The sequence below is a fragment of the Cupriavidus sp. 05N39 genome, from assembly GCF_056397325.1.
The window spans coordinates 166,724-184,867 of sequence record NZ_JBFTNE010000002.1; the positions used below are offsets into that span (position 1 = coordinate 166,724).

Sequence of the window (18,144 nt, forward strand, 5' to 3'; positions counted from 1 at the left end):
ATGAACAGACGGAAGTCGAGTCCGGCGATACGAACGGTGCGCGCCGCCGCCGGCCGCCGAAGCCCGAGGTCACGCTGAGCGAGATCCCGTGGCCAATCGACCGCTCGATCTTCGTGGCGCCGTCCGCGACGGTGGTAGCGCCGGTCGTGGAGGCAATCGAAGTCGCCGAGGTGGTCGAGTTTGTCGAAGCGCCAGAGGCATTCGAACCGATCGAAGCTGCCGAGCTGATCGAAGCCGTCGAATCGGTGGAAGCCGTGGAAGAGGTGGAAACGGCTGAAGCCGTCGAAGCGAGCGTGCCAGAGACCAAGGCAAAAGCCAAGGCGCCGGCCCGGGCCAAGAAGGCTGCCGCGCCTGCCAAAAAGGTAGCAGCCAAGAAGTCTGCGGCTCCCGCCAAGAAGGCAGCTGCGCCCGCGAAGAAAGCGCCGGCAGCCAAGAAGGCGCCGGCAGCCAAGAAGGCCGCCGCCGCGGCACCTGCCAAGCGCGTGCCGAAGAAGGCCGCCAAGGCTGCCGAATAGGCTATGGGCGGTGAAGCCGAAGTACGCCTTTGCGGGTGGCTTCGGCTCCCAAGCCTCAGTAGAAACAAGAAATGCAAAACGGCGCCCGAAGGCGCCGTTTTGCATTTCGCCCGCTTGCGCGGCAAAGCGTGGCCCTACCGCACCAGCTGCTTGATCTCGATGATCGGCATCAGCACSGCCAGCACGATCAGCAGCACCACCACGCCCATGCTGAGGATCAGCAGCGGCTCCAGCAGGCTGGTGAGGAACAGCGTGCGGCGCTCCAGCTCCGCGCCTTCGCCCTGCGCCGCGCGCTCCAGCATGATCGGCAGGTTGCCGGTGGCTTCGCCGGAGCGGATCAGATGCACCAGCACCGAGGGAAACTGGTTCTGCGCCGCCAGCGCGCGCGCCAGCGAGGCGCCTTCGCGCACGCGCATGGTGGCATCATCCACGTTGGCCTTGAGTGCCTCGTTGGTCAGGGTTTCGCCGGCTGCCTGCAAGCTGCGCAGGATGGGCACGCCGGCCGACACGAGAATCGCCAGCGTGCTGGCGAAGCGCGCGGTGTTGTAGCCCCGGATCAGCTTGCCGACCAGCGGCGCGGTCAGCAGCCAGCGGTGCCACTCCAGGCGCACACCGGGCTGCCGCAGCAGACTGCGTATCCCCAGGCTTACGGCCACCATGAACGCCAGCGCGGCCCACCACCAGTTGCGCACGAAATCCGACAGCGCCAGCATGATGATGGTCAGTGTCGGCAACTTCTGCTTGGTGTTGGCGAATACGCTCACCACCTGCGGCACCACGTAGGACAGCAGGAAGATCACGATGGCGAAGGCCACCACGGTAACGATGGCGGGATAGGTGAAGGCCAGCCGGATCTTGGAGGTCAGCGTGTTGCGCGTCTCGATATAGTCGGCCAGCTTTTCCAGCACCAGCCCGAGGTGGCCCGAGTGCTCGCCGGCGGAGACCAGCGCGCGGTAGATGTCCGGAAAATCGCGCGGATGATGCAGCAGCGCCGCCGAGAGCGAACTGCCGCCGACCACGTCGGCGCGGATGCCGGCCAGCAGTTCGTGCACGTAGCTGCGCTCGGCCTGGTCGGCCAGCGCCGCCAGCGCTTCGTCCAGCGGCAGCCCGGCCACGATCAGGCTGGCGAGCTGGCGCGTGAACAGCGCCTGTTCCTGCGTGGACAGCCGCCGCACGAAGGCGGCGGTGCTGCTCTTCTGCACGCCGCCGACGCCCGCCAGCGGATCGACGTTGAGCGGCGTCAGGCCGCGTGCGCGCAAGTGGACGCGGGCCTGCTTGGGGCTGTCGGCTTCGATCACCCCGCGGTCGGTCTTGCCGGCGGCGTCGACTGCCTCGTAACGATAGGCTGGCATGGATGCGGGCCGTCCCTTAGTCGCGCGTCACGCGCAGCACTTCTTCCAGCGCGGTGGCGCCGGAATCGATCCAGCGCTGCGCGTCGTGGCGCATGGTGTGCATGCCACCCTCCAAAGCCACTTTCTTGATTTCCGATTCGGCCGCCTGGCGGTGAATCATGGTGCGGATCTCGTCGTCGACGCTCAGCAGCTCGTACACGCCCATGCGGCCCTGATAGCCGGAGTGGCCGCATTTGTCGCAGCCCACCGCGTGCCAGATGCGTTGCAGCGGTTTGCCTTGCGCAAGCAGCACTTCCGCTGCCTCGGGCGTGACCTCGACCACTTCCTCGCGCTTGCAGTGCTGGCAGAGCCGGCGTACCAGCCGCTGCGCCAGCACGCCGAGCAGCGACGACGAAAGCAGGAACGGCTCGATGCCCATGTCGACCAGGCGCGTCACCGCCGAGGCGGAATCGTTGGTGTGCAGCGTGGCCAGCACCAGGTGGCCGGTCAGCGATGCCTGCACCGCGATCTGCGCGGTTTCCAGGTCGCGGATTTCACCGATCATCACCACGTCCGGGTCCTGGCGCAGGATAGCCCGCAGCGCCTTGCCGAAGGTCATGTCGATGCGCGGGTTGACCTGGGTCTGGCCGATGCCGTCCAGGTCGTACTCGATCGGGTCCTCCACCGTCATGATATTGGTGGTGCGCGAATCGAGCCGCGACAGCGCGGCGTACAGCGTGGTGGTCTTGCCCGAGCCGGTCGGCCCCGTCACCAGCACGATGCCGTGCGGCTGGCGGATCAGGTGATCGAAGCCGGCCAGCGTGTCCGGCGCCATGCCGAGCTTGGCCAGGTCGAGGCGGCCTGCTTCCTTGTCCAGCAGACGCAACACCGCGCGTTCGCCGTGGCCGGTGGGCAGGGTGGAGACGCGCACGTCCACGGGGCGTCCGCCCACGCGCAGCGTGATGCGGCCGTCCTGCGGCAGGCGTTTTTCCGCGATGTCGAGCTGCGCCATGATCTTGATGCGCGAGATCAGCGCGCCGTGCAGCGCCTTTTTCGGGCGCACCACGTCGCGCAGCGTGCCGTCCACGCGAAAGCGCACCACCGAGGAAGACTCGAAGGGCTCGATATGGATATCGGAGGCGCCTTCGCGCGCGGCCTGGGTGAGCAGCGCGTTGATCATGCGGATGATGGGCGCGTCGTCCTCGGATTCAAGCAGGTCTTCCACCGCGGGAATGTCCTGCATCAGCCGCGACAGGTCGACCTCGCCTTCCACCTCGCCAACCACCTGGGCGGCGCTGCCGCTGTCCTGGCGGTTGTACGCCTCGGACATGGCAAGTTCGAGCGCCTCGGGTTCCAGCACGCGCAGGCGCAACGGCCCGTGCACGCGCGCCACTTCGGCCAGCGCCGCGGGCGAAGTGGCGCGGCTCACCCACACCTCCAGGCCATCGGCGCGCTGGCGCGCGATCAGCAGGCGCGCCTCGCGCGCGAAGCCGTACGAGACCAGCCGCGCGGCGATGGTCGACGGTGGCTCCAGCACGTCGTCGGACGCTGCGGCGGGGGCGATGCTTGTTGCCATGGCTTGTCTCAGTTCACCGCGCGGGTGGAATCCACCGTCGCGTTGCCAAGGTTGACGCCCGGCGGCGGCGTGCCATTGCCCGACGGGTTCTGCGTGCGGGGTTGCGGTTGCTGCTGCGATTGCGGCAGCGTCTGTTCCAGCGGCAGCGGACCCGGCACCGGCCCGCGCGAGCGCGGGTCGACGAAGGGCGACATCGGCGCATCCGCCGGCGGCAGCACCGGCGTATTGCCGTCGCGCACCATGATGTTGGGCGACACAAAGCCTTGCTGCAGGGTGCGCATGTAGTCGTAGCGGTCCTGCGTCAGGCGGTCGGTGGCGCCGGCGGTGCGCATCACGTACGGCCGCAGGAACACCAGCAGGTTGGTCTTGCCGCGGTTCTTGTTCTCGTAGCGGAACAGCCCGCCGATCAGCGGCAGGTCGCCCAGGCCCGGCACCTTCTGCACGCCGTCTCCGTAAGTGTCTTCGATCAGGCCGCCCAGCACGATGATCTGGCCGTCGTCGACCAGCACATTGGTTTCGATCGAACGCACATTGGTGGTCGGGCCCTGGGTGAGGGCGGCGGTGCCTTGCACCACGGACGACGACTCCTGGTAGATCTGCATCTTTACCAGCCCGCCGTCGGTGATCTGCGGCTTGACCCGCAGCGTGATGCCGACGTCCTTGCGGTCGAAGGTCTGGAACGGCGTGACCGACGCGGCGCCGCCGGTCTGCGCGTAGGAACCGGTGGTGATCGGGATGTTCTGGCCGATCAGGATCTTGGCTTCCTCGTTCTCCAGCGTGATCAGGTTTGGGGTGGACAGCAGGTTGACACTGCCGTCGGCGCCAAGCGCGTGCAGCAGGGCGCCCAGGCCCATCGCCTTGTTGACGAGGCCGAGGTTCAGGCCGGCCAGGTCCGGGATCAGGCCCGAGACCGCAGGAATGGCCGCTGCGCCGCCTGCGTTGATGGCGGCGGCGGCGCCGGTCAGGTTGATGATGTTCTGGCCGCCGGTGCCGAAGTTGGTGCCGGCAAAGACGTTGGTATTGCTGCCGCGCGAGTTGATCAGGCCTTGCCACTGGATGCCGAGCTGGCCGGTCTGGGTGGACGACACCTCCACGATCATCGATTCGATATAGACCTGCGCGCGCCGGGCGTCCAGGTCTTCGATCACTGTGCGCAGGTTGCGGTAGACCGGTTCGCTGGCCGTGATGATGAGCGAGTTGGTGGCCGGGTCGGCCTGGATGATGCCCCCGGTGGTCGGCAACGTGTTGGTGGCGAACGAGTTCGCGAATGCCGAACTGCCGGAGCCGAAGCCGGGGCCGGAGCCGCTGCGCGACGTGCCTGTGGTGCCGCCGGTGTACTGGCCGCTGGTCGGCGCCGAGGTGTTGAGCAGCCCGGTGCCGCCGGTGGCGCCCGCGCCGGCCGCGCCAGGCGTGCCGGACTGGTTGGTGTTGAAGGAACCGTCGGCTGCCACGATGGCGCGCAGCGTCAGCGCCAGCTTGGTGGCTTCGGCGTTTTTCAGCGGCACCACCCAGATATTGCCCGGACGCGCGTAAGGCTGGTCGAGCTTCTCTATGAGCTGGCGCGCCTGCTGCAAGCGTGCCCGGCTCGAGGCGCGGATCATGAGCGAATTGCTGCGCGGCTCCGCTACCACCGAAGTGCGCAGGCTGGCATCCGCGGCGGCCGCGGCGCCGCCAGCGGCGCCGGCCGCGCCCGGGTCAAGCAGCTTTTGCAGCACCAGCGCGGTATCGCTGGCAATGGCATTCCTGAGCGGCACCAGCTCGACCTCGCCAGAGGCGGGCGCGTCGATGGCGGCAATGATGCGGGCCAGGCGCTGCAGGTTTTCCGCATAGTCGGTAATGACCAGCGTGTTGTTGGCCGGGTAGGCAGTGATGGTGTTGTTGGGCGCGATCATCGGCCGCAGCACCGGCACCAGGTTGTTGGCCGACTCATAGTTGAGGCGGAACACCTGGGTCACGACCTGGTCGCCGCGCGACCTGCCACCGCCTCCGATCACGATCGGCGAGCCCTGCAGCTTGGCGTCGGCTTCCGGCACCACCTTGGTGAAACCGTTGCTCTCGACCATCGCGTAGCCCTGCATGCGCAGCACCGAGCCCAGCGTTTCGAGCGCCTGCGAGCGCGACACGGGTTGCTCGGTCACCAGGTTCACGGAGCCCTTGACGCGCGGGTCGATGACAAAGTTCTTGCCGGTGGCCTGTCCCACCGCCTTCACCACCGATTCCAGGTCGGCGTTGACGAAGTTGAGCACGACCTGGTCGCGGTTGCGCGGGGTCAGGTCCGGCGGCTGGCCGGGCTGGGCGGCGGGCTGGCTCGGTTGCTGGGCCCACAGCGGCGCGGGTGCCAGCAGGGAGAGGCCGCATAGCAGCGCGGTGGCGCGGGCGCAGCGGGTCTTGAGCGAAGGTCGAAGGGCTTGGGTTTTCATATTCGGTTCCGGGCTGCGGGCGGCGGCGCGAAGGTTTCGCGCTGACAGCCGATGATACTTGGTCGAGCCGCAGGGTCACGTGGCCTGTCAAGCCGGCAGCGCCGCCCGGCTTGCCGGGCTGGCCAAAGAAGCGGCCTTGCAGCGTGGACCAGTCGATGCGCATCAGTCCGTCCGGGCGCAGCGTGTTGAACGGCGCGCCGACGCCTTCGAGCAGCGATGCGGGCAGGCGGATGGCGCCGGCTTGCGCGGTCCAGCCGAATGGCGTGACCGCCACGCCCACCGGGCCGCTCATGGCCTCCGAGTGGGTCACCACCACGCGCAGGGTGCCGGTCAGCAACGGCAAGAACGCCACCGACCATTGCAGGCGGCCGGGCAGCACGGTGGCGGTCTCGCTGCCGGCGCCCGCCGACAGCGCCAGGGTGGCGCTGCCTTTCCAGATCGAGCCATCGGCATCGGCCAGCAGCACGCGGCGCTGGCTGCGGCTGGCGATGCTGTCGGCGATCCATGCTGCGGGGAATGCCGCCAGCACGGTCAGTGCCACGGTCACGCAGCCGAGCGCCAGCCAGCCCACGCGCCGCCAGCCGCGAGGGCTGCGGACGCGGCGGCGGGGCAGCCTGAGGGCTTCCAGGCGCGCCATCAGCCGCGCCCGCCCGGGTTGCCGGTGGGGCCTTGCAGGGTTGCGGTGACATTAACCACGGCAGTGGGGCCAACGTAAACGATACGGGTATCGATCACCTTGAGGCGCTGCTGCTGACGCACATCCTGCAACCAGCTCGCGACCGAGCCGAAGGGCACCTTGTCGAGCTGGACCTGCACGCTGTTGTCGCCGGTGCCGGCCAGGCGGGTGGCCTTGAGGCCATGCTGGGCGAGGCTCTCCTGCAGCGCCTGGTTCAGCGCCTCGCCGCGCAGCGACGGCGCCGGGCTGGCCGCCAGGCCGCGCGCTTCCTGCGCCAGCGTTTCCATCTCGGCGAGGTCGCTGCGCAACTGCGGCAGGCTGCGCTGCAGCTTGGCGCGCCCTTCGGCGGCGGGCTCCCACAGGACGGTATAGCCGATCACCAGTGCCAGCACGGCGCTGCCGCCAGCCAGGATGGCCTGTTCACGCGGATTGCGCGCCGACCAGAATGCGTCGAAACGCTCCTGCCAGCGCTGCGGCACGCGCGGGCGCAGGCGCGCCAGCCGCTCCGCGGCGCGCGCCCGGGCGCCCGGGCTGCGCTTGGCGGCGCCCGGGCCGGGTTTCGATGCGGTGTCTTTCATCAGGTTCACTTGGCGGTCCGCGCTCACAGGCTGGGCTTGATCGACCAGCGCGTACCGGCCGGTGCGTTGCCGCGCGAGGGGTCGGGCGGGCTGTTGTCGGCTTCCATGGCCAGGCCGGACTGGCGCGCCGCGCTGCGCAGAGCGTCGGTGTCGGTGTCGGGCTTGAGCGTGGCGAACAGGGCATGCCCGCGGTATTCGAGCGCCAGCAGCGCGTCCGGCGCGAGTTGGCTTGCGGCCTGGCTGAAGCGGTCGGCCAGCGGCAGGAAATCGTCAGGCGTGCTGCGGCCGCTGGCCAGGCGGAGCTGTTCGACCTGGCGGCGCATCTGCAGCGGCGGGTCAATCACCACCGGAATTTGCGGGAAGGCGCTGCGCAATGCCTGTTCCTGCCCGGCCACCAGCCGTTGCTCTTCCTGGCGCAGCAGCAGCCAGTGGGCGTTCATGCCGATCAGCTGGACTACCATCAGGCCCGCAGCCAGCGCCAGCGGCAGGCGCCAGGCCTTGAGGTTCCAGCGATCGGCGCGGCCCTGGGCGAACTCGAACTGGGCCAGGTCGAGAGAGGGCTCGCGCAGGCTGGCCTGCGCTCCTTCGATCCATGCCTGCCAGTCCAGCGGATGCGCGCCCTGGGGCGCCACTTGCGCCATGGCTTCCGGCGATGCGTACCACTCACCGGCCGGGGCAAGTCCCTGCCAGGCACCCAGCGCATCGGAACCAAGCAGCAGGCCGTAGCCTGCGTACTCACCGCTGCGCACAGTCAGTTGCCAGTAGCGCGGGATATCGGCCGGCGCGGGTACACCCTCCGTTTCGAACAGGGGGGACGCGCTGGTCAGGGTGGCGGCTTCAAGCGCCAGTGCAGCCATGACCGCGGGGGCCGGGGCATCGGCAGCGGCGCTGGCCGCTGCTTCAGCGGGAGCGGCCACTACCGGCAGCGGCAGGCACAACTGTGCCGGCAGCACATGGCGGCGGCGGTAGCGATGCTCGGCAAAGGCGTCCAGCACGGCGCGCAGCCAAGCCCGGTCGGTCACCATCAGCAGGCGACGGCGCGAGCCGCTGGCAGCCTTGCCCGTCACCGCATCGAGCACGGGGCCAACGGCGATATGGCAAGGGTGAGCGTCGGTGGCCAGCACTTCCTCGACCAGGTTCGGCAGCGCCAGCTTGAGGCGCGCCGGCGCCAGTGGCGGTACCGTGGCGCCGGTCAGCAGAACGTCGCTGGCTGCCATGATCAGGACCAGTCGGTCGGCGGCAGGCAGTTCGGCGATGGCAGCGTGGCCTTCGCGCAACAGCTGCCCGGCCGTTTGGGGGCCATGCCGGCGGTCGCGCTCGGCGACGGCCGTGCGCACCAGGGCAAACGGCAGGGCACCGAAGTGCCAGGGTTGCGGCTGGTCGTGCGGCCGATGCGGCAGGCGGACGTACAGGGTGGTGCTCAAGATTTCCTTGCTACTGCGCCAATCATGGCGTCATTGAACGATAGCGGGGGCTGGTGACCCTGCAGCGGACCGCGCCGCGCGCATGACAGACGCCCAGCATGGCTGCCGGCGGCACCGTACAGGCGGAGCGCCAAGTTCATGGGACCACGGTTCCGCCGGGCCGGAGCATACCTTGCCTGTGTGACGAATTGGCGTCAATACGTATCTGTCAGACTTCAGTTGGCAAACGCTCGAAAAGCGCGCCGGCAGGCGTCGCCGGGGACGCCTGGACGCTTCGTCACGACAGGGACAGCGGCGTTGCCTGGTGCCCGGAACCACACCCGTGGCCGCGGCGGGGGGCCTCAACGCTGCTCGGGCATGCGGTCGATATCGCGCACCCAGACCACCCGGGTGGTGTTGGCGTTGCCCAGCACTTCGCCGCGGTAGACCAGCGAGACCTGCATGCGGCTGGCGCGCTCATGGCGAATCAGCCCGTAGACGAGGAAATAGTGGGTGCGCACGTCCAGCGTGCTGATGGCGGCGTTCGGGTCGGCCTGCGGTGCCAGCGTGCGCAATTGCGTCTGCAGGTCGCCGATATTGTTGAAGAAGGCGCGGTCGCGCTGGCGCACCAGTTCGCGGGCGCGGTCCAGCGGCAGCTTGTCGATCACCGCAGTCAGTACTTCGGCCTCGGCGGTGTTGGCATTGACCAGCGTGCGCTCGGGCAGCACATCGACAAAGGGCGTCAGCGTGGCCACGATAGCCGGCGTGTAGCCCGGGATGGCGAGCAGGTCGTTGACGTCATCGGGTGAGCGCAGTCCCCGCTGGCTGTCGCCGCTGTTGCCATTGCTGCCGCCGGCGGCACTCAACAGGTAGCGCGCGGTTGGCTCGGCCAGCGCCACGTTCAGGCCCAGCGTCTGCAGCAGGCGGCGATAGATCGCCAGGCTGGGGGCGTCGATGGTGGCGACCCGGCCTTGCGTTTCGCTGGCTGTCCATAGCACCAGGTTGCTGAGGTTGAAGCGGGCCTGGGCGTCAAGGATGCGGCCCGACAGGAACGAGGTCTCGCCCTCCTGGTCGGTACGCAGCGCGGCGCCCAGGAAGTCCGACAGGCGGGTTTCGGCGATCGGTACCGCCCAGGGTTCGCCCAATTGATCCACGTTGGTGCGGCGCTGGTCGTCGCGCAAGATCAGGCGGGCCCAGTCGACGGCCGCGCGTTCGATCCAGGTCGCCTGGGCCAGCAGGCGCTGGTTCTCGATCGAGCGGATCTGTACCTGCTGCCGCCATAACATGCCGGATACCACCACTACCGCCAGCGTGACCACCAGCAGCGCCGTCACCACGGCGGCCCCGCGCTGGCGGTGCCTTGTCAGCGCAAGGGGAGCGGGGCGGCGGGCGGTTGCCGCCCGCGCGGCCGCGAGATGGCGTGGGCGCTTGCTCATAGGCCGGTCATGCAGATCTTCTGGAAGCGCCGCGGCGTGTCGCCGTCGCCCATGCGCGCCGTCAGGTTGAGCTCGATCGCGCGCACCACCGTGGTGGCCACGCCCGGGCTGGCGCTTGCGCCCGAGGCAGCCAACGCGCTGGCGCTGGCGTTGCCGCCAAGCAGGGCCGCGGCAATGCGGCCGTTCTCGGTCTGCCAGCCGCCGGGCTCGATCCAGGCGCGTGCCGACAGGCTGTCCGCATCGCTGACCAGCGCCCGCGCGAGGTTGCCGCCAGCGTTGGCCTGGCGCAGGGTAATCATCGCGGCCCGCACCGCGTTGCGGTTGTCCGCCGGCGGGCTGGCCACCCGCACCACGGTATTGCCGTTGAGCCGGTAGACCACCACCTGCCACTGCGCGGGGCGCCCCTCGTCGCGGCGGTCGCGCACCATCAGCACCTGGCCATTGCCAAACTCGACCGGGCTGGTCTGCAGCAGGGCCGGGCTGGCCAGAGCCTCGCAGTCTGACTGGAACTGGCCGTATAGCAACTTGAGCGTATTGAGGCGGTTGTCGTGGTCGGTCAGGCGTTCGCGGCCGCGCGTCATCGCATCCAGCCCGCGCCAGGCGATCACCGCGATCACCGCGAGCAAGGTGATGGCCACCAGCATTTCCAGCAGCGTGAAGCCGCGCGCGGCTGGCCGCCCGAATGGCCGCCTAAAGCAGGTTGCGCGTTTCATTGGGGACGATGGTGACGAGCCAGGCAAGGCGCACGGATTTGTCGGCGCCGGACGGGTAGACCGCAATCTCGACGCGGCGGAAAGACGGGTTGGGCGTGCCGGAGATCGTTTCTTCGCAATACAGTTCGACGCCGCCCTGCGGGCAAGCGTAGCCGCGTGTGCCGGGTTCGGGCCAGGTCTTGGACAAGCGCAGGCTGGCGAGGTGGTTCTCGGCGTTCCACTCGGCCAGCATGCGGGTCTGCAAGGAGGAGCCGGCCTCGATCATCGATCCCATCGCACGCATGGCGGCGGTCAGCGCCACCGCCAGGATGGTCAGGGCGACCAGTACCTCGATCAGGGTGAAGCCATGCGCGGGCAAACACCGGCGTTTGCGGGGGAACGGGAAGGACGGTGATCGGAGCATCATGGCGTGCTGGCGAAGTAGCGCCCGGTTCCGTCGGCGGCCACGTCGACGCGGATGTCGCCGCGCACCAGCACTACGTGCTGGGGGCCGTCGATCAGCTCCCGCCCGAACACCAGGCGGGCGCCGGTGTTGCCGCTGCCGCCTTCGGTCACGGCCACGCCGTCGAGCGGCAGGCGCCACTTAGCGGGTGCGAATACATCGGTCAGCGGGATCCATCCGGCGGGCGTGGCTTGCAGGAAACGCCAGCCGCCGGTATCGGCCTCCCAGGCGATCGGCCGGGCACGCAGCTGGGCTTCTTCCTGTGCCAATTCGAATAGCCGCGCAATGCGCTGTCCGTCGTCCAGCACACGGCCGCGCTCATTGGGCGAGGCATTGACGGCGACCAGCGCGATCACGATGCCGGCGATCACCATCACCACCAGCAGTTCCAGCAAGGTGAAGCCACGGTCGCCATGTGATCGCCGTCCCTGTGGCCAGGTGCTCATGGCTGCGCGCCCGGCCCGGATCATGGCGTTGTTACCTTATTCCCAGTTGCCGATATCGGCGTCGTTGGCGCTGCCGCCAGCCTGGCCGTCGGCGCCGAAGCTGAACACGTCGATCTCGCCACGCACGCCGGGGTTCAGGTATTGGTAGGGATGGCCCCAGGGATCCTTGGGCAGTTTTTCCAGGTAGCCGCCGCCTTTCCAGTTATTGGGAACCGGCTCGGTGGCGGGCTTGGCCACCAGCGCGGCAAGGCCTTGCTCGGTGGTGGGATAGCGGCTGTTGTCGAGGCGGTACAGCTTGAGTGCCTGCATGATCGAGGAGATGTCCTGGCGCGCTGCGACGATACGGGCTTCATCGGGGCGGCTCATGATCTTCGGAACCACCAGCGCGGCCAGCACGCCAAGGATCACGATCACGACCATGATTTCGATCAGGGTAAAGCCGCGGGCGCGACGACGGCCGAGGCGGGGGGAAGAGTCGGAGAAGTTGGCAACGATCCTGCGCATCATGGTTAGCCTTATGGAATTTCTGGCGGAGCGCCTGCTCTTCTTCTTGCGCGTGGCGGCGATCCAGTTAGTCAAACAGTATAACCGCCAGAACATGACGACTTTGTGAGCGAGTGCTCGCATGTTCACCCACCTCGAAACGGCCGCGGCGGCAGCCGCTGGCACCAGGCCGCCGCCCGGTGCCGCTGTGGAGCGGGCGTGCGTGGGGCAGACAGCTGTCATACGGCTCTGGTAGGCTTGGTACTTTCACGCCCAGTTTACCTATCTCCGTGCAACTATCCCTGCGGCCCGCCCTTCGCTTTAACCCCTTCGGCCTCTGGCTGCCGCGACTGGTCGGGCTCGTGCTGTTCGTCGCGCTGTGCGCTCTTGCGACCCGCTGGGCGCTCACCTTCAGCGCGATGAAGACCATTTCCGTGCCGCGCGTGGCGCGCGTGGCGCAGACCGAGGCGGTGGAGACCGGCGCGGCCGGCACGCTGTTTGGCGGCAGCGCGCAGTCCGGCGTGCGCGACGTGCAGGTAATCGGCGTGGTTGCCGATATCGGCAGCGGTGCCGGCGCGGCCATCGTCTCGCTCGATGGCGGTCCTCCCAAGGCGGTGCGCGCGGGCACGGCGCTGTCGCCGCAGATCCGGCTGACGGAAGTACGCGACCGCGCGGTCGTGATCGAGCGCAACGGCGTGCGCCAGGAGATTGCGCTGCCGGTCCCTGCCATCGTCAGGCGTGGCCCGGCAGTTCCGGCGCAGCCGGGGCTGCCCTCCGGCGCCGCCGCGCCGCTTTCGACACCGATGCCGGCCACGTCCGTTGCTGCTCCGCAGCAATCCCAGCCGGGCGGCGGCAATGAATCAACTAGCGTTAAAGACTGACTTGTAACGGCGGCGTGCTGACTTACTTACCGCAACTTTCAGTGGTTTACACGGGCGGCGTCCAACTGTGACCTGCGTAACAACGTATTAGATGGACCAACTTTCCGGCCTGCCCTGCGCTCTAATCCTTACCAGTCCACTGAGACGAAAAAGGAGCAAAGACATGCAAGGCAATCTCAAGACGCGTTCGATCCGGAATTTCATGGCCGCTTCGGCGGTGTTCCTGGCGATCGGCGGCACGGCTTTCGCCCAGACCGCCGCGGCCCCGGCAGCGCCCACACCTGCGCCAGCACCGGGAATGGACGGCGGCATGCATCACCATATGGGCCATGGTGGCGGCATGTGGCTCAAATCGATCGATACCGATGGCGACGGCGCGATTTCCAAGGCCGAAGCCGATGCGCTGTTCAACAAGATCGACACCAATCACGACGGCAAGCTCGACAAGAACGAACTGGCGGCTTATCACAAGGCGAACTGGGAGCAGCGCCGGGCCGAGATGCAGGCTGAGTTCGAGGCCCGCTTCAAGGCGGCCGACAAGAATGGTGACGGCGCGCTGACCAAGGCTGAAATGCAAGCTGGCATGCCTCGCCTGGCCAAGAACTTCGACCAGTTGGACACCAACCATGACGGCAAGGTGACGCTGGACGAGATCCGCGCCGGCATGAAGAAGATGCACGACCAGCGGATGCAGCAGATGCCCCGCAATAGTCCGCCCAATCCGACGGCACCGTCGAGCCGCGACGGCTAAGGCAGGACGCACGGCGCGACGCGCCGTGTGAAAAAGAAAAGGCGCGGCCGGACTGGCCGCGCCTTTTCTTTTCGCGCTTGCGGATGACGCGCGCCACGGCGCGGTTGGCCGAGCCCGTGTTGGCACCATCCTTGCCTTCCCAACGTTCGGCCAGGTGGATCAACGGATCGCAGCTGCCCCTGGCGGCCTGAATGTTCAATGCCGCCCGGCCCCGGGCGCCCGGTTCCAGTGCACGGTGGCAGGCGGAGGCAGCATCTTGCACCCGGAAGGCGATCGCGCGGGGCGATGAAGCCGGGGGGCGGCCTACCCATCCACAAAAAATTGCGTACTTGTGCACGATTTGCTAAATTTGCGCAAAAAAATTGCCGACAAACATATTGCGGAGCAACAATATCGTGAGCAAGGTGGAGCTGGACAAGATCGACAGGAAGATCCTGGAGGTGCTGCAGACCAACGGGAGGTTGACCAACCTGGAAGTGGCCGAGCGCGTGAACCTGTCGCCCAGCCCCTGCCTGCGGCGCATTCGCCGGCTGGAGGAGATTGGGGTGATTCGCCAGTATGCGGCGCTGCTGGAGCCCGGCAGGATCGGGCTGGGGTTGCTGGCCTATATCAATGTACGGCTGGAGAAGCATGGCGGGGCGCCCAAGGGCAAGGCGCCGCTGGACTTGTTCCGCGCCTCCATCGCCATCTGGCCGGAGGTGGCCGCCTGTCATGCAATGACGGGAGAGATGGATCTGCTGCTCAAGGTCTATGTAGAAGACATGGAGCACTTCGCGCGCTTCATGAAAGACGATTTGCTGGCCCATCCGGCGGTGATCGACGTGCGCTCGAGCTTCGCGCTCGAATGCATCAAGGACACCACGGCCTTGCCGGTACCGGGCGGCTGATCCATGCCGCAGGCGCCGGCACCAATGAAAATGGCGCGCCGGGTGGCGCGCCATTTGAACGTGGCCGGTTGGCGCCGCCTCAGGCGGTACGCTTTTGCGGCACCATCGAGCGCCAGAAGCGCAGGCCGAAACGGCGTGCATCGCGAAGATTGCGGCGCAGCATGTAGTCGAGGTCGGCTACCTGCTCGTCAAGCGCTTCGGTCAGGCGGCTGACCGTATCGGCGGGCGGCAGTTCGAGGTAGGCGTCGGCCTCGCCATAGGCGTATTGCACTTTCATGCCGGCCTTTTTGGCGATGTGCATCATGGCGGCATTGCGCGACAGGCAGTGCATGTACAAGGTGCGCACGTTGCTGTTGCGGCCGTGCATGGCGGCACGCTCGAACAGTGAGCTGCCGATGCCGCGGCCACGGGCACTCTGCGACACGGAGACGCCGAACTCGGCCACGCGGCCCTGGGCGTTGTCGCGCAGGTTGGCGAAGTGGCCCACGCCGATCAGCTCCAGGTGTTCGTCGTAGACGCCGAAGACAGTGTCGTGGTCGAAATCGATGCTGTCGACATAGGCTTCGATCACATGATCGCCAACCGACTGGCCAAAACGGAGCAGGCGATCCTCCTCACCCAGGGCGAGGAAATGCTTGAGCAGGCGCGAGCGGTGATGCGCTGCCAGCTCGCGCACCAGGGTGGTGGGGCGCTGCGAGGCCTGCGCGGCTGCGGCTGCACGGCGGAGATCTTCGTCGGATACGGCCCCGACGGCCTTGCTCAGTTCGAGCGGATTCACTTTGTTTTCCTCGCGACGTATTCAGGTATAAAAATAGCACTCAGCGGGTGTTTATCCATGCACTTTCGGCATTTGGCACGAAAGCCAAGGGCAAACACTATCTTGCTGCGATGCAAAAAGTATTGTAGTGGAATTGTCAGTTCGACGTAAGGTTAGGCCCGAGAGAAGCTTGTGCGATTTTGTAAATTTCGTATAAATCTATGTAAATCAATGGGTTGCGGCGATATCGAAGGGGTGATTCCGGCATCGCGTTGTGGGTTTGCTGCAACGCCGCATTCCTTTCTGTTCCGCCACCGGCCGCCTTTTGCACCTTGAACCCGCGTGCCAGCGCCGGGTTGCGCGCATTGATTTGTGATTCACACGGCATTTTTAGCCGGGTGCCCCTCGTTTTGCATTACATTTTTCAGGATTTTTCGTGGACCCCAAGGCAGAGCCCCCGATTCTCGTCATCTATGCGCATCCCCGGCCGCATCTGTCTCGCGTCAATCGTCCACTGGCGACAGCGCTGGAAAGCTTGCCGGACGTCACCGTGCACGATCTCTATTCCAGTTACACCGACTACGACATCGATGTGGTCGCGGAGCAGCGCGCGCTCGCGCGCGCCGGCACGCTGGTGTTCCAGTTCCCGGTGCAGTGGTACAGCGTTCCGGCCTTGCTCAAGCTGTGGCTGGACGAAGTCCTGGAGAGCGGCTGGGCCTACGGTCCCGGCGGGACGGCGTTGCGGGGCAAGTCGTTGCTGGTGGTGGCCAGCACCGGTGGACATGCCGACTCGTATGGCCCCGATGGCGCGCACGGCCACAGTATCGAGGAATACATGCTGCCGCTGGAGCAGACCGCCGTGCTGTGCGGCATGAACTGGCTGGCGCCGCTGGTCCTGCATGACGCCAACCAGGCCGATGCCCGGACGCTGGCCGATCACATCGGCCGGGTGTCCGGCGTATTGGGCGGCGCCGCGCGCGTTGCCGCAGGCTGAGGAGCGCGCCATGGAACAACACGATTTCCTGGTGGCGCTGGTGGTCTTCCTGATCGCCGCGGTGGTGGCCGTGCCGGTGGCGCGCCGGTTCGGCCTTGGCGCGGTGCTCGGCTACCTGCTGGCGGGCGTGGCGATCGGCCCGTGGGCCCTGCGGCTAGTCACCAATGTCGAATCCATCCTGCATTTCTCCGAGTTCGGCGTGGTGCTGATGATGTTCGTGATCGGCCTGGAACTGGAGCCCAAGAAGCTGTGGGCGTTGCGCCGCGTCATCTTCGGCTACGGCGGCGCCCAGATGGCCGCCTGCGCCCTCCTGGTCGGCGGCGTCGCGGCGCTTGTCGGGGCGCCGTGGCAGGTGGCGCTGGTGGCGGGCCTGGGGCTGGCGTTGTCGTCCACCGCGATAGCGTTCGCCACGCTGACGGAGCGCAACCTGTTCGGTACGCCCGCGGGTGCGGCCAGCTTCGGCATCCTGCTGTTCCAGGACATCGCCGCGATCCCGATGATCGCGCTGTTGCCGCTGCTGGCGGCCGGGGGCGCCGAAGCCGGCGTGGCCGGGACGTCGGGGGCGGTGGGATGGCTCGGGGCGGCGAAGGCGGTCGGCGTGATCGGCACCGTGGTGGTGGGCGGGCGCTATCTGGTGCGGCCGGCGCTGCGTTTTATTGCGCGAACCGATATGCGTGAGATGTTCACCGCCTTCGCACTGCTGCTGGTGGTCGGCATCGCCCTGATGATGGACGCGGTGGGATTGTCCATGGCGTTGGGCACCTTCCTGGCCGGCGTGCTGCTGGCGGACTCGGAATATCGCCATGCGCTGGAGGCCGACCTGGAGCCGTTCAAGGGCTTGCTGCTGGGCCTGTTCTTCATGGCGGTCGGCATGTCGATCGACTTCGGCGTGCTGATGCAGGCGCCGGGTCAGGTGGCTGCCCTGGTGGTTGGCTTCGTGCTGCTCAAGACGGTGGTACTGGCCCTGCTGGCGCCGCGCTTCGGCATCGCGCGGGGCCAGTGGCTGCTGTTTGCGCTGTTGATTTCGCAAGGCGGTGAGTTTGCCTTCGTGGTGTTTGGGGTGGCGGGAGGCGCGGGCCTGCTGCCGGCGCGCACCGAGGCACTGCTGGTGCTGGTCGTGGCGCTGTCGATGGTGGCTACGCCGCTGCTCCTGCTTGCCTACGACCGGCTTGTGGCACCCCGGCTGGCCCGCCTGGCGCGCCGTCCGGACGATGTGATCTCGCCGCAGGACAACCCCGTGCTGATCGCCGGCTTCGGCCGCTTTGGCCAGATCATCGGCCGGTTGCTTTATGCACAGGGAATCGGCGTGACCGTGCTGGACCACGATCCCGACCAGATCGAGTTCCTGCGCCAGTACGATTTCAAGGTCTTTTACGGCGATGCCACCCGCATGGACCTGCTCGAATCCGCCGGCGCCGAGCGGGCGCGCATACTGGTGGTGGCGATCGACGGGATGGAGGACAGCCTGGCGCTGATCGACAGTGTGCGGGCGCGATTCCCGCACCTGGAAATCTATGCGCGGGCGCGTCATGTGTCGCACGTCTACCAGCTAAAGGACCGCGGGGTGAATTTATTCGAGCGCGAACTGTTCGAGGGGTCGCTGATGCTGGGACGCCGCGTGCTGGAGGGACTGGGCTACGATCCCACTCATGCGCGCTCGCTCGCGCTCAGGTTCCGGCGCCACAATATCGCGGCGATCGATCGGTTCTACCCGCATTACACCGACCAGAAAAAGCTCGTATCGCTGGCGCGCCAGGCGCGCGACGAACTGGAGGAAATGTTCCGGCAGGATCGCGACCAGCGCCGCCGCAAGGAAGAGGAAGACTGGTCCTGATACAACGGGCGCCCCGCTGGC

Annotated in this window: 16 protein-coding genes and 1 pseudogene; 5 read left to right on the forward strand and 12 right to left on the reverse strand. The window is 67.3% G+C overall.

Annotated features, from left to right (window positions below):
- Positions 1-649: 649 nt before the first annotated feature.
- The 11 genes and pseudogenes from gspF to gspG form a co-directional block, all read right to left on the reverse strand.
- Positions 650-1,867: a type II secretion system inner membrane protein GspF gene (gene gspF, locus AC1DN0_RS01715; protein ID WP_477145491.1), complete on the reverse strand. Its 1,218-nt coding sequence runs from the start codon at positions 1,865-1,867 to the stop codon at positions 650-652.
- Between the two features lie 16 nt (positions 1,868-1,883).
- Positions 1,884-3,422 carry a type II secretion system ATPase GspE gene (gene gspE, locus AC1DN0_RS01720; protein WP_441632986.1) on the reverse strand — a complete coding sequence of 513 codons (1,539 nt, stop codon included), beginning with the start codon at positions 3,420-3,422 and terminating at the stop codon, positions 1,884-1,886.
- An 8-nt stretch (positions 3,423-3,430) separates the two neighbouring features.
- A complete protein-coding gene (gspD, locus tag AC1DN0_RS01725; RefSeq protein WP_477111208.1) occupies positions 3,431-5,842 on the reverse strand; it encodes a type II secretion system secretin GspD in 2,412 nt (803 codons plus the stop codon).
- Between the two features lie 40 nt (positions 5,843-5,882).
- A pseudogene (gene gspN, locus AC1DN0_RS01730) lies at positions 5,883-6,479 on the reverse strand (type II secretion system protein N); the annotation flags it as partial.
- Complete coding sequence (locus AC1DN0_RS01735) at positions 6,479-7,096, reverse strand: type II secretion system protein M (RefSeq protein ID WP_477102475.1); 618 nt, start codon at positions 7,094-7,096, stop codon at positions 6,479-6,481. The gene AC1DN0_RS01735 and the pseudogene gspN, both read right to left, overlap by 1 nt.
- Before the next feature lie 23 nt (positions 7,097-7,119).
- Positions 7,120-8,520 carry a type II secretion system protein GspL gene (gene gspL, locus AC1DN0_RS01740; RefSeq protein ID WP_441635645.1) on the reverse strand — a complete coding sequence of 467 codons (1,401 nt, stop codon included), beginning with the start codon at positions 8,518-8,520 and terminating at the stop codon, positions 7,120-7,122.
- Between the two features lie 341 nt (positions 8,521-8,861).
- On the reverse strand, positions 8,862-9,935 hold the full coding sequence (gene gspK, locus AC1DN0_RS01745; protein WP_441635643.1) for a type II secretion system minor pseudopilin GspK: 1,074 nt from the start codon (positions 9,933-9,935) through the stop codon (positions 8,862-8,864).
- Positions 9,932-10,648 carry a PulJ/GspJ family protein gene (locus AC1DN0_RS01750; RefSeq protein ID WP_441635641.1) on the reverse strand — a complete coding sequence of 239 codons (717 nt, stop codon included), beginning with the start codon at positions 10,646-10,648 and terminating at the stop codon, positions 9,932-9,934. The genes gspK and AC1DN0_RS01750 overlap by 4 nt, the downstream gene beginning before the upstream one ends.
- The gene (gene gspI / locus AC1DN0_RS01755; protein WP_441635639.1) at positions 10,626-11,054 is read right to left on the reverse strand and encodes a type II secretion system minor pseudopilin GspI; all 429 of its coding nucleotides are present in this window, start codon (positions 11,052-11,054) and stop codon (positions 10,626-10,628) included. Before gspI ends, AC1DN0_RS01750 begins: the two co-directional genes overlap by 23 nt.
- Positions 11,051-11,536: a GspH/FimT family pseudopilin gene (locus AC1DN0_RS01760; RefSeq protein ID WP_441635637.1), complete on the reverse strand. Its 486-nt coding sequence runs from the start codon at positions 11,534-11,536 to the stop codon at positions 11,051-11,053. Before AC1DN0_RS01760 ends, gspI begins: the two co-directional genes overlap by 4 nt.
- A 36-nt stretch (positions 11,537-11,572) precedes the next feature.
- Entirely contained in the window at positions 11,573-12,040 is a 468-nt protein-coding gene (gene gspG, locus AC1DN0_RS01765; protein ID WP_276291195.1) for a type II secretion system major pseudopilin GspG, read from the reverse strand.
- Positions 12,041-12,309: 269 nt separating this feature from the next.
- Between gspG and AC1DN0_RS01770 the strand changes: the two genes are divergently transcribed.
- The 3 genes from AC1DN0_RS01770 to AC1DN0_RS01780 all read left to right on the forward strand — a co-directional run bounded on the left by AC1DN0_RS01770 (position 12,310) and on the right by AC1DN0_RS01780 (position 14,538).
- On the forward strand, positions 12,310-12,900 hold the full coding sequence (locus AC1DN0_RS01770; RefSeq protein WP_441635635.1) for a hypothetical protein: 591 nt from the start codon (positions 12,310-12,312) through the stop codon (positions 12,898-12,900).
- Between the two features lie 163 nt (positions 12,901-13,063).
- On the forward strand, positions 13,064-13,651 hold the full coding sequence (locus tag AC1DN0_RS01775) for an EF-hand domain-containing protein (protein ID WP_477145492.1): 588 nt from the start codon (positions 13,064-13,066) through the stop codon (positions 13,649-13,651).
- 395 nt (positions 13,652-14,046) lie between these two features.
- A complete protein-coding gene (locus AC1DN0_RS01780; RefSeq protein ID WP_035862473.1) occupies positions 14,047-14,538 on the forward strand; it encodes an Lrp/AsnC family transcriptional regulator in 492 nt (163 codons plus the stop codon).
- A 79-nt stretch (positions 14,539-14,617) separates the two neighbouring features.
- Here the strand turns inward: AC1DN0_RS01780 and AC1DN0_RS01785 are convergent, their stop codons facing one another.
- Complete coding sequence (locus tag AC1DN0_RS01785; RefSeq protein WP_441635630.1) at positions 14,618-15,316, reverse strand: GNAT family N-acetyltransferase; 699 nt, start codon at positions 15,314-15,316, stop codon at positions 14,618-14,620.
- 415 nt (positions 15,317-15,731) lie between these two features.
- Between AC1DN0_RS01785 and kefF the strand changes: the two genes are divergently transcribed.
- Both kefF and kefC read left to right on the forward strand, forming a co-directional pair.
- Positions 15,732-16,289: a glutathione-regulated potassium-efflux system oxidoreductase KefF gene (gene kefF / locus AC1DN0_RS01790; protein ID WP_441635628.1), complete on the forward strand. Its 558-nt coding sequence runs from the start codon at positions 15,732-15,734 to the stop codon at positions 16,287-16,289.
- 10 nt (positions 16,290-16,299) lie between these two features.
- Entirely contained in the window at positions 16,300-18,123 is a 1,824-nt protein-coding gene (kefC, locus tag AC1DN0_RS01795; protein ID WP_477102474.1) for a glutathione-regulated potassium-efflux system protein KefC, read from the forward strand.
- The last annotated feature ends 21 nt before the right edge of the window (positions 18,124-18,144 follow it).

What these genes read in the sequence shown, in the direction of transcription:
- gspE (WP_441632986.1), bottom strand. Translation starts at nt 3,422, where the DNA reads ATGGCAACAAGCATCGCCCCCGCCGCAGCGTCCGACGACGTGCTGGAG.
- gspD (WP_477111208.1), bottom strand. Translation starts at nt 5,842, where the DNA reads ATGAAAACCCAAGCCCTTCGACCTTCGCTCAAGACCCGCTGCGCCCGC.
- AC1DN0_RS01735 (WP_477102475.1), bottom strand. Translation starts at nt 7,096, where the DNA reads ATGAAAGACACCGCATCGAAACCCGGCCCGGGCGCCGCCAAGCGCAGC.
- gspK (WP_441635643.1), bottom strand. Translation starts at nt 9,935, where the DNA reads ATGAGCAAGCGCCCACGCCATCTCGCGGCCGCGCGGGCGGCAACCGCC.
- AC1DN0_RS01750 (WP_441635641.1), bottom strand. Translation starts at nt 10,648, where the DNA reads ATGAAACGCGCAACCTGCTTTAGGCGGCCATTCGGGCGGCCAGCCGCG.
- gspI (WP_441635639.1), bottom strand. Translation starts at nt 11,054, where the DNA reads ATGATGCTCCGATCACCGTCCTTCCCGTTCCCCCGCAAACGCCGGTGT.
- AC1DN0_RS01760 (WP_441635637.1), bottom strand. Translation starts at nt 11,536, where the DNA reads ATGAGCACCTGGCCACAGGGACGGCGATCACATGGCGACCGTGGCTTC.
- gspG (WP_276291195.1), bottom strand. Translation starts at nt 12,040, where the DNA reads ATGCGCAGGATCGTTGCCAACTTCTCCGACTCTTCCCCCCGCCTCGGC.
- AC1DN0_RS01775 (WP_477145492.1), top strand. Translation starts at nt 13,064, where the DNA reads ATGCAAGGCAATCTCAAGACGCGTTCGATCCGGAATTTCATGGCCGCT.
- kefC (WP_477102474.1), top strand. Translation starts at nt 16,300, where the DNA reads ATGGAACAACACGATTTCCTGGTGGCGCTGGTGGTCTTCCTGATCGCC.